The 10,723-nt window shown below is 58.7% G+C and carries 11 protein-coding genes and 1 pseudogene; 6 read left to right on the top strand and 6 right to left on the bottom strand.

Annotation, left to right across the window (positions count from 1 at the left end; all coding sequences use genetic code 11):
• Positions 1-163: 163 nt before the first annotated feature.
• Entirely contained in the window at positions 164-1,576 is a 1,413-nt protein-coding gene (locus FQ187_RS29460) for an amino acid permease (protein ID WP_149632176.1), read from the bottom strand.
• Between the two features lie 895 nt (positions 1,577-2,471).
• On the opposite strand from FQ187_RS29460, the gene FQ187_RS30095 reads away from it, so the two are divergent.
• Together FQ187_RS30095 and FQ187_RS29450 are read left to right on the top strand one after the other, a co-directional pair.
• A complete protein-coding gene (locus FQ187_RS30095) occupies positions 2,472-2,609 on the top strand; it encodes a hypothetical protein (RefSeq protein ID WP_166793841.1) in 138 nt (45 codons plus the stop codon).
• A gap of 69 nt (positions 2,610-2,678) precedes the next feature.
• Positions 2,679-3,649: pseudogene (locus FQ187_RS29450) on the top strand (leucyl aminopeptidase).
• A 61-nt stretch (positions 3,650-3,710) separates the two neighbouring features.
• Here the strand turns inward: FQ187_RS29450 and rluB are convergent.
• The 5 genes from rluB to FQ187_RS29425 all read right to left on the bottom strand — a co-directional run bounded on the left by rluB (position 3,711) and on the right by FQ187_RS29425 (position 8,534).
• Positions 3,711-4,997: a 23S rRNA pseudouridine(2605) synthase RluB gene (gene rluB / locus FQ187_RS29445; RefSeq protein ID WP_149632175.1), complete on the bottom strand. Its 1,287-nt coding sequence runs from the start codon at positions 4,995-4,997 to the stop codon at positions 3,711-3,713.
• Positions 4,998-5,216: 219 nt separating this feature from the next.
• The gene (gene scpB / locus FQ187_RS29440; RefSeq protein ID WP_149632174.1) at positions 5,217-6,194 is read right to left on the bottom strand and encodes an SMC-Scp complex subunit ScpB; all 978 of its coding nucleotides are present in this window, start codon (positions 6,192-6,194) and stop codon (positions 5,217-5,219) included.
• Between the two features lie 11 nt (positions 6,195-6,205).
• Positions 6,206-7,027 carry a ScpA family protein gene (locus FQ187_RS29435; protein ID WP_008156118.1) on the bottom strand — a complete coding sequence of 274 codons (822 nt, stop codon included), beginning with the start codon at positions 7,025-7,027 and terminating at the stop codon, positions 6,206-6,208.
• Entirely contained in the window at positions 7,028-7,657 is a 630-nt protein-coding gene (locus FQ187_RS29430; RefSeq protein WP_149632173.1) for an L-threonylcarbamoyladenylate synthase, read from the bottom strand.
• Between the two features lie 13 nt (positions 7,658-7,670).
• Positions 7,671-8,534 (bottom strand): PHP domain-containing protein, encoded by an 864-nt coding sequence (locus FQ187_RS29425; RefSeq protein WP_149632172.1) that lies wholly within the window; start codon positions 8,532-8,534, stop codon positions 7,671-7,673.
• Positions 8,535-8,621: 87 nt separating this feature from the next.
• Between FQ187_RS29425 and FQ187_RS29420 the strand changes: the two genes are divergently transcribed.
• The 4 genes from FQ187_RS29420 to FQ187_RS29405 form a co-directional block, all read left to right on the top strand.
• The gene (locus FQ187_RS29420) at positions 8,622-9,218 is read left to right on the top strand and encodes a septation protein A (protein ID WP_123364505.1); all 597 of its coding nucleotides are present in this window, start codon (positions 8,622-8,624) and stop codon (positions 9,216-9,218) included.
• A 1-nt stretch (position 9,219) separates the two neighbouring features.
• On the top strand, positions 9,220-9,519 hold the full coding sequence (locus FQ187_RS29415; protein ID WP_149632171.1) for a YciI family protein: 300 nt from the start codon (positions 9,220-9,222) through the stop codon (positions 9,517-9,519).
• A 122-nt stretch (positions 9,520-9,641) separates the two neighbouring features.
• Positions 9,642-10,055 carry a translation initiation factor 2 gene (locus FQ187_RS29410; protein ID WP_129442124.1) on the top strand — a complete coding sequence of 138 codons (414 nt, stop codon included), beginning with the start codon at positions 9,642-9,644 and terminating at the stop codon, positions 10,053-10,055.
• 7 nt (positions 10,056-10,062) lie between these two features.
• On the top strand, positions 10,063-10,723 hold a 661-nt coding region (locus tag FQ187_RS29405; RefSeq protein WP_256667483.1), incomplete at its 3' end, for a response regulator transcription factor.

The following is a 10,723-nucleotide window of genomic DNA, read 5'->3' as shown; positions in this document are numbered from 1 at the left end:
TCGCGGCAGCATTGGTGTGCTCTTTATAGTAAAACGCCCCAGGCCTGCGAGGCCTAGGGCGGTGAAGATGTCTAAAACCCGGTATCCGGTTAACCGCAAGGCTGCTCCGCTTAAGTGAACAGCATTGGGCACCTGGCCGGGTTTGTTGTTTCTGCGCGCTGCGTTATTTCACTGCAGCCTGCAACGCCTGCTGCGCGCTGCGCTTGTTCTTGATGCCGTAGCAAATCCACATGAACGCGACCCACACTGGAATCGCATACACCGATATCTGAATCCCCGGAATCAGCAGCATTACGCCCAGAATGAACACCACGAACGCCAGGCAAATGTAGTTCCCGTACGGGTACCACAGGGCCTTGAACAGCGGCGTTTGCTTGGTTTTGTTCATGTGCTGGCGGAACTTGAAGTGCGAGAAGCTGATCATCGCCCAGTTGATCACCAGGGTGGCAACCACCAGCGACATCAACAGTTCCAGCGCGTTTTGCGGGATCAGGTAGTTCAGCAATACGGCAATCAATGTCACCGCAGCCGAAGCAAGGATCGAACGCACCGGCACGCCGCGCTTGTCGATCTTCGACAAGGCTTTCGGCGCATCGCCCTGCTCGGCCATGCCCAACAGCATACGGCTGTTGCAGTAGGTTCCGCTGTTGTACACCGACAACGCCGCGGTCAGGACCACGAAGTTGAGGATGTGCGCAGCGGTGTTACTGCCCAGCATTGAGAACACTTGCACGAACGGGCTGCCACTGTAGGAATCACCCGACGCGTTCAGGGTTGCCAACAGGCTGTCCCATGGTGTCAGCGAAAGCAGGATAACCAACGCACCGATGTAGAAAATCAGGATCCGGTAGATCACCTGGTTGATGGCTTTAGGGATCACGGTTTTCGGCTTGTCGGCTTCCGCTGCGGTGAAACCGAGCATTTCCAGGCCGCCGAAGGAGAACATGATGATCGCCATGGCCATCACCAGACCACTGACGCCGTTCGGGAAGAAGCCGCCGTGGGCCCACAGGTTGGTCACCGACGCTTGCGGGCCGCCGTTGCCGCTGACCAGCAAATAGCTGCCCAGGGCAATCATGCCGACGATGGCCACGACCTTGATGATCGCGAACCAGAACTCGGCCTCGCCAAAGACTTTGACGTTGGCCAGGTTAATCAGGTTGATCAGCACGAAGAAACCGGCAGCCGAGACCCAGGTCGGGACGTCCGGCGCCCAATAGTGGATGTACTTGCCGACCGCGGTCAGCTCCGACATGCCCACCAGAATATACAGAATCCAGCAGTTCCAGCCCGACAGGAAGCCGGCGAAACCGCCCCAGTATTTATGGGCGAAGTGGCTGAAGGAACCGGCGACCGGCTCTTCGACGATCATTTCGCCGAGCTGGCGCATGATCATGAAAGCAATGAAGCCGCAGATGGCGTAGCCGAGGATCATCGACGGGCCAGCGGATTTCAGTACCCCGGCCGAGCCGAGGAACAAGCCTGTACCGATCGCGCCACCGAGGGCGATCAGTTGAATGTGGCGATTTTTCAGGCCGCGTTTCAGCTCGCCTGAATGCGAGTTTTGTCCACTCATGAAAAGGGTCTCACGCAAGGTTTGATGATGTTCGTTAGACGTTGCTGCTCGGTTGCGATTTCAAGCAGCGCCGATCAAACCCCAGCGAAGGCAAAAGGAGTTCAGCGTTTTTACAACGGTCATGCGTCACCTGTTTGTTTTTATCTGTGACGAAGTCGAACCCGACACGCTTGTGGCGCGGCGGAGTGAACAAGGCGGATAGCCTTGAGGTTTGCGCAGATGCGCAGGAGGTCACAGTTAAAACGCGGCGCATTGTACACCTGTAACCCCCTGCTGCCAGACACCACTGGATCAGCGTGTCGTTTGCCGGGATTGCCTGTGTCCGCCTCGAGGGTCTCGGGCGGCTGCAAAAATAGAGTCAGACCTTTGCGGGTCATCGACGGAAGCGACGGGTAAATCGCTCCATGGGGAGAGATGGAGATGAGTCACGGCGTACATTGCGCCTCCTTCTTGTTATGCACCTGCACGACAGGCATGGGACGCATCTCACCCTTCAACCGCGCCTGAAACAAGCGGGCCAGAGCCCTGTGGAAGGATTAATTGGCTGCTAGGCGGCAGGTTTTCCTTACATCCCTTCCGCAAGCGTCAAACCAAGGGCTTTGAGGCTTGATTTCGTCAGCATTTCTTTACATGGCGTAACGTAAATTTGCCGAATCAGATTCGACTGTGGGCTGACTGCAAATTGACGGTAGGACGTTTCCTCAGAGAAAGGTCGGTTTAGTTTTTTGTTTTTTATTAACAAATTGCTTAATGAAAAACAGAATAAAAAGTTCAAACAAATCTTATTTGATTATTTTTTTGCAATTTAAAAACCTCTGAACTACGTTTCAGCGACTTGCCGAGACGCATCGACAGGCAAGTTGTTCTTACTCAAAAGTCATCTAGGAGATTCACCATGCAAGCTATGGAAAAAGACTTGGAAACTGAACTGCAACTGGACGATTGGTTTGAAGCACCGACCCATGACGCCGCCGTTGAAATGATGCAAGCCGATGCGGTTGTTCCGTTCGGCACGGCGATGTGGCCTCTGTAAGACATCCCGGCAGGCACGATCCGGCCGGTTGTGCCTGCCACTTTTTCTCGGTTTGTCAGGGAGGACTACATGGATAAGCAACGCGCCATTTCGCATTTCCTTTACTACCTCGAACATCACCCTGCCCTTGCCGGCCTCAACCCGGCGAAGGTGTTGCTCGGCCACACGGCTGATTACCAGGCACTGACGAGCGCCATCGCCGAACAGGCCAGTGACAGCCCACGGTTCAGTTTCAGCGCAATGCGACTGGATCTGGAACCCAAGGAATTACTGGCCCAGGCGATAGTCGACAGCGATCTGTACATTTTCTTTTCTTCTACGACTCTTCCACCCTGCCCAACCCACGCCCCGACGGCCCGGAATTTGTCCGCGCGCTGCAAGGCGTCATGGCCGAGAACTGGAAGAAGTCGCTGCTGTTCAAGGATTACAGCGATTACTTCTACGACACGTTCAGTGTCACCCCGCAGCGCATTGCCGGGTTGAACAGCCACTTGATCCAGCGCATGTCCCATGCCACCACGTTAAGTTTCAAAGATGATCACGGCTCGTGGTTCGAAACACCGTTGAGCAGTATCAAGAAGTGGACCGACATCAACGGTGTCGGCAACTTCGATCTGGCGCCTGGTGAAATTGCCACGCACAGCGAGGCCATTAACGGCCGAGTGAAGTTCATGGGGACTTTTCTCAGCACCATTCCATTTGCCCGCAAATACGGGGTGCTGGAGTCGCCGCTAGAGTTGTGGATCGAGAACTCGACCATCAGCAAGATCGCCACCGAGGTGCCGGGGCTGGAACATGACTTCAACAAGTACCTGGAGGCCAATCCATCCAATCGGCGCATCGAGGAGTTGGGGATTGGCACCAATGAAGGCGTGAAGACGTTGTATGCGCGCAATGCCGGGTTCGAGGAGCGCCATTGCGGCCTGCATCTCGGGTTGGGCGGTGGCGCGAAGGGTAGCCATCATCTGGACCTGATCTTCTCCAGCGGCGTGTTGGCGCTGGATGATGACCCGGTGTTTGATGGGCGGTTTGTCTTCTGATCAGCCAGACGAAAAAAAAACGCCAACCCGAAGGTTGGCGTTTTCATGTGGCGCTTACCGATTACTCAGGCTTGCGACGACCGAAGCCTGGACGCTGGCCCGAACCGGCTGGCGCACCACGGCGCTTGCCCGATGGCGCGTCCTTGTCGACCAGAACGATGCCTGGGCGTTTCTTCGGCGCTGGCTTGGCCGGGCGCTTGGTATCAGAAGGACGGTCTGCCACTGGCGTACCGCGACCCGATTCTCCACGACCAGCAGGAGCACCGCGATCGCTACGACCGCCGCTTGGTGCACCGCGACCTTCGCCACGCTCAGTACGACCGTTGGCCGGACGCGGAGTGCGTGGACCGCGCTCGCCGTCAGCACGAGGTGCTGCTGGCTTGCGGGCGGGGCGCTCGCCTTCGATTTGCGGTTCACGGGAGTCACGCGGTGTAGCAGCGGTCTGGTTACCGATGGCTGGACGCAACGAACGCACGCGCTCAGTCTTGCCCATTGGACGCGACGATTTACGCTGCATGCGGTCGAGCTTGTCTTTGCTCTTGGCGTTCATCTGCGGCATGGCCACAGGCGTCAGGCCAACTTCAGCACTCAGAATATCGACTTCGTACTGGCTCATTTCGCGCCAGCGGCCCATCGGCAGGTCGGAGTTGAGGAACACCGGACCGAAACGCACGCGCTTCAGACGACTGACTACCAGGCCCTGAGATTCCCACAGACGACGGACTTCGCGGTTGCGACCTTCCATCACCACGCAGTGATACCAGTGGTTAAAACCTTCGCCACCCGGCGCTTGCTTGATGTCGGTGAACTTGGCCGGGCCGTCTTCGAGGACGACGCCTGCTTTCAGACGCTCGATCATCTCGTCATCGACTTCACCACGCACACGTACCGCGTATTCACGGTCCATCTCATAGGAAGGGTGCATCAGGCGGTTGGCCAGCTCACCGTCGGTGGTGAACATCAGCAGGCCGGTGGTGTTGATGTCCAGACGACCGATGTTGATCCAGCGACCTTCTTTCGGGCGCGGCATCTTGTCGAAAACGGTCGGACGGCCTTCCGGATCAAGGCGGGTGCAGATTTCGCCGTCCGGCTTGTTGTACATGATCACGCGGCGTACCGACTCGGCGGCTTCTTCGCGCTTGATCACCTTGCCATCAATGGTGATGGCGTCGTGCATGTCGACGCGCTGCCCGAGGGTGGCGTCTTTGCCATTGACCTTGATGCGGCCGTGGCTGATCCAGGCTTCTACGTCACGGCGCGAGCCGACGCCGATACGGGCGAGGACTTTCTGCAGTTTCTCGCCTGCTGGGCCGATTTCCTGGTCGTCTTTCTGGTCGTTGATACTCATCTGGGCACCTCCCGGTGTGGTCTGTTCAGGCAGCTCTGAAGTGAGGGTCCTGAAGAGTTGAAAGCTGGTACTCCGGCGAAGGGATCGCCGAAGGGTCGCGAATCATACGCTCATGGGAACGTTCGCGCATCAGAGACTAGCTGATCAATGGAGACTTACCTGGATTTCCGCCGACCGGTGGCGCCGAGATCGTTACCACGCTCTGCGTGGGAACGATCATCAGTCGTCTTCAAATTCGCGGCGTTCGGCCTCGATTGCTTCGGCGAGGGCCCGGGCTTCGGCTTCTTCGTCGCTCAACTCGGGTTCGGGCTTGTGTTGTTCAAGGGCGGCGACAGCGGCCAGGAGTTTCTCGCGAGCCTCGGCAACGCCAAGCACATCATCTTCCTGCTCTTCTTCGACTGTGGCTTCGGACTCGACCTGAAGTTCAACTTCGGTCTCAGGCTCGGGCTGATCCAGGATCTCTTCGGTCTCGGTCACCTCGCCATCACGCAACAGATCGTCGAAGTCGGTCTTGAGCCCTTCCTCCATGGTGTCCAGCTCCAGCAACAACGTGTGGAAACTGGTTTCTTCCTTTGGTTCTTCCGGCTCGGCACTGGCGTCGGCCAACGCCTGCAGTCCGGCAGGCACCGGCGCGTCGTCGAAGTCGAGCACCGGATCAGGCTCAAGCTCGCGTAATTCGGCCAGCGGTGGCAAATCGTCGAGGTTTTTCAAATTGAAGTGATCGAGAAACGCCTTGGTGGTCGCAAACATCGCCGGCTTACCTGGCACGTCGCGGTAACCGACGATGCGGATCCACTCGCGTTCCAGCAAGGTTTTGACGATGTGACTGTTGACCGCCACGCCACGCACATCTTCGATCTCGCCCCGGGTGATCGGCTGACGATAGGCGATCAGCGCCATGGTTTCGAGCATGGCGCGGGAATAGCGCTGCGGCCGCTCTTCCCACAAACGTCCTACCCACGGCGAGAACTTTTCGCGGATCTGCAAGCGATACCCGGAGGCGACTTCCTTCAGCTCGAAAGCCCGACCGTCGCAGGACTTGGCGAGAATCGTCAGGGCTTTCTTGAAGACTGGCGGCTCCGGTCGCTCGCCCTCTTCGAAGAGTTCGAACAGGCGTTCAAGCGATTGCGGTTTTCCCGAGGCCAACAGAAAGGCTTCAAGCAATGGCGCCAGCTCGCGGGGTTCAGTCAGGTTCATGATTCAACTCGTTATTCGGCTCGGGCCCGCACGTGGATCGCTGCGAACGGCTCATTCTGCACCAGCTCGACCAAGGATTCCTTGACCAGTTCGAGAATCGCCATAAAGGTTACCACCACCCCCAGACGTCCTTCCTCAGCGGTGAACAGCTCGGCAAAGGGCACGAAACCGCCGCCCTTGAGGCGCTCCAGCACATCGCTCATGCGTTCGCGGGTGGAAAGTGCCTCGCGGCTGACCTGGTGACTTTCGAACATGTCGCCACGGCGCAACACTTCTGCCATGGACAACAACAGCTCTGAAAGACGCACGTCTGGCAACAGCTTGCGTGCCCGGGCTTCCGGGGCGTCGAGCTTGGGAACTACCACGTCACGCCCCACACGGCTCAGGCCATCGATGCCTTCAGCTGCAGCCTTGAAGCGTTCGTACTCTTGCAAGCGGCGGATCAGTTCAGCGCGAGGATCGTCTTCTTCGGCCTCGATCGTTTCGGCACGCGGCAGCAGCATCCGCGACTTGATCTCGGCCAGCATCGCGGCCATGACCAGGTACTCGGCGGCCAACTCCAGGCGCACCGATTGCATCAACTCGACATAGCCCATGTACTGCCGGGTGATTTCCGCCACCGGGATGTCGAGGATGTTGATGTTCTGTTTGCGGATCAGGTACAGCAGCAGGTCGAGGGGGCCTTCGAAGGCTTCGAGAAAGACCTCAAGTGCATCCGGCGGAATGTACAGGTCCAGCGGCATTTCCATGACCGCCTGGCCATAGACCATCGCGAAGGGCAGCTCTTGCTGGGCTCCGGCCTGACTGTCGACAACGGGTTCTACTGCAGACATCTACGCCTCGGCCATGAACGGCGTCGGGTCGCCGCAACCAACGCGGATCACTTCCGGCTCGCCGTCGGCGAGGTTGATCACGGTGGACGCCTTGATCCCGCCAAAACCGCCGTCGATGATCAGCTCGACCTGATGCTCAAGCAACTGGCGCATTTCGTAAGGATCGGTCATCGGGTCGGTGTCGCCGGGCATGATCAGCGTCACGCTCATCAGCGGTTCGCCGAGTTCTTCCAGCAGCGCCAGGGCAATTGGATGGCTCGGCACACGCAGGCCGATGGTGCGTTTTTTCGGGTGCAACAGCAGCCGCGGGACTTCGCGGGTGGCGTTGAGAATGAAGGTGTAAGGTCCCGGCAGGTGAGCTTTAAGCAGGCGGAAGGTGCCGGTATCGATCTTGGCAAACAGCCCCAGTTGCGACAGGTCGCTGCAAATCAGCGCGAAGTTGTGCTTTTCGTCCAGCTGTCTCAACCGGCGCACGCGTTCCACGGCATTCTTGTCGCCGATCTGGCAACCAATGGCGTAGGACGAGTCTGTGGGATAAATCACCACCCCGCCGCTGCGGATGATCTCGACAGCCTGTTTTATCAGGCGCGCTTGCGGGTTTTCCGGATGAATCTGGAAAAATTGACTCACATTCTCTACCTGTTCAGACGGCGGCAATAATTGGGTCATGTTTGAATCGACACCACAGTGGTGGCAGATCCTCCGGGAGCGGGCGGTACTCACCGATCTCGGACCAGCCTCCAGGGCCATGAAAATCACTGCCGGCGCTGACCAGCAGACCGAACTCACGGGCGAGAATCGCCAGGCTGCCCACTTGCTCGGCGGGCTGATGGCCATTGACCACTTCGATAGCGTGGCCCCCTGCTTGAATATAGTCGGCAATCAGCCGGCGACGTTTGCTGCGAGTGAAATCGTAGTGCCATGGATGCGCCAGGCTGACCCAGGCCTTGGCGGCGCGCAGGGTTTCGACCGTGTCTTCCAGGGTCGGCCAGTGTTGCTTGACGTCCCCCAGCTTGCCGGCGCCCAGCCATTTGCGGAACGCTTCAGCGCGGTCCTTGACGAAACCTTCACGCACCATCCAGTCGGCGAAATGCGGGCGGGCCGGCGCGTTGCCGCTGTCGCCCAGTTCCTGCTGGATGGCCCGGGCCCCTTCCAGCGCACCCGGCATGCCTTTCAACGCAAGTTTTCGGCTTATTTCTTCGGACCGTAACCAGCGGCCATCGTGCAATCTTGCGATGGCCTCGACCAACGGCGCGGCATTGACATCAAATCCGTAGCCCAAAACGTGAATGGTCGCGCCACCCCAGGTGCAGGACAATTCGACGCCGTTGACCAGTTGCATCCCCAGCGCGGTCGCTGCACTGCGAGCCTCGTCGAGGCCTTCAAGGGTGTCATGATCGGTCAAGGCCAGGACTCGCACGCCTTTCTCGAACGCACGCGCAACCAGTACTGCCGGCGCGAGTGCGCCGTCGGAGGCCGTGCTATGGCAGTGCAAATCAACATTCACAGGACTTTTTTACCTCAAATCAGCTGGCGCTATCGCGCGCCCATATGTTTGTTATTATGCCGCCACATCCTGCTTCTGGCTGCCACTGTGAAACAATTCATCGATTTCATCCCGCTTCTGCTGTTCTTCATCGTCTTCAAACTCGATCCCCGGGTTGTCGACATTGCCGGCCACGAGGTCACTGTAGGCGGAATTTACAGCGCCACCGCCATGCTGATCATCAGCTCCCTGGTGGTTTACGGCACGCTGTTCATCAAGCAGCGTAAGCTCGAGAAGAGCCAGTGGCTGACCCTCATCGCCTGCCTGGTCTTCGGCAGCCTGACCCTGGCGTTCCACAGCGAAACCTTCCTGAAATGGAAAGCCCCGGTAGTGAACTGGCTGTTCGCCCTGGCGTTCATTGGCAGCCACTTCGTCGGTGAGCAACTGCTGATCAAACGCATCATGGGTCACGCGCTGACCCTGCCGGAGCCGGTCTGGACCCGCCTGAACATCGCCTGGATCGGGTTTTTCCTGTTTTGCGGTGCCGCCAATCTGTTCGTCGCGTTCACCTTTCAGGACTACTGGGTTGACTTCAAAGTCTTCGGCAGCCTGGGCATGACGCTGCTGTTCCTGGTCGGCCAGGGCATTTACCTGTCCCGCCACCTGCACGACGCCGATACCACAACGCCAAAAACCGAGGACTGACATGCTTTACGCAATCATTGCCACAGACGTCGCCAACTCCCTGGAAGGCCGCCTGGCCGCAAGGCCTGCACACCTTGAGCGCCTGCAAGTGCTCAAAGGTGAAGGTCGCATCGTTTTGGCCGGCCCACACCCGGCGGTCGACAGCAATGATCCGGGCGCTGCAGGTTTCACCGGCAGCCTGATCGTCGCCGAATTCGACTCCCTGAGCGCCGCACAGGCCTGGGCCGACGCTGATCCGTATATCGCCGCAGGCGTCTACGCCAACGTTTCGGTCAAGCCGTTCAAGCAAGTCCTGCCGTAACTTTCCCCTACAAATGCCCCCGCGCGATGAACCTTGTCGGTTCATCGTGCTCTCAATCGCTCATTATTCTCGTTTGCCTGCCGACAACTTGCCCAATAACTCGATTGGAATCAGGAGTCGCGATGCGCAAGGGTCCGTTGTGTCTGATGTTGGTGACGTTGTCGATCGTGGCCCCCGCCCACGGTGAAGAAAGCGCCGAGGGCGGTAATTCCACACCATTGTCCCTGAGCGCTGGCAGCCAGATCACCGAGTTGCAACAGCGCTTGAAGGTAAGCGAACAGCAACGAGAAGTACTGAGCAAACAACTGCAAAATACCGATGCCGAACGCGAAAGCGCTCAGCTGAGCCGGTTGCGCCAAGAGAATCAGCGCCTCAAGCTGCAGCTCAAGGAAGTCCAGGCCAGCAGCCCGTTGCCGCGTCTATTGACCGATCAGCAACAGTGGTTCGTCATCGGCGCCGCAGTAGCGCTATTGGCGCTGCTCTGCGGTATCTTCGCCAGTGGTGCCACCAGAAAACGTAGGCAATGGCTAAATTGAGTGAGTCATGAGCGAGCTGTTATTAATTGATGATGACCAGGAGCTGTGTGAGCTCCTGAGCAGTTGGTTGAGCCAGGAAGGCTTTCAGGTCCGCGCCTGCCACGATGGTCAGAGCGCACGCCGTGCGCTGGCCGAAACCTCCCCGGCTGCCGTCGTCCTCGACGTGATGCTGCCTGACGGCAGCGGCCTGGAACTGCTCAAGCAATTGCGCAGCGATCACCCGGACTTGCCGGTGCTGATGCTCTCGGCTCGCGGCGAGCCGCTGGACCGCATCCTCGGCCTGGAACTCGGCGCCGACGACTACCTGGCCAAACCGTGCGACCCACGGGAACTGACAGCCCGCCTGCGCGCCGTGTTGCGCCGCAGTCATCCGGCAGCAGTCTCCAGTCAGCTCGAACTCGGCGACCTGTGTTTCAGCCCGGTGCGCGGCGTGGTCAGCATCGATGAACAGGAATTCACCCTCACCGTCTCCGAAAGCCGTTTGCTCGAAGCCTTGCTCAAGCAACCCGGCGAGCCGCTGGACAAACAGGAACTGGCGCAAATCGCCCTGATCGGCGAATGCATGATCGAGTTGCAGCAACGCGCCGACGGCAGCCTGCAACAGAGTTTCGGTGGCGATACCTTGAACACGGCGGTCTACCTGTCCCGAGAGTTGGGCGAGGGCGGCA

Origin of the sequence: Pseudomonas sp. ANT_J28, from assembly GCF_008370005.1 — a bacterium.
GTDB classification, from domain to species: domain Bacteria; phylum Pseudomonadota; class Gammaproteobacteria; order Pseudomonadales; family Pseudomonadaceae; genus Aquipseudomonas; species Aquipseudomonas frigoris.
Note: the sequence above shows the minus strand (reverse complement) of the source record. Positions and strands in the feature narration are given on the sequence as shown.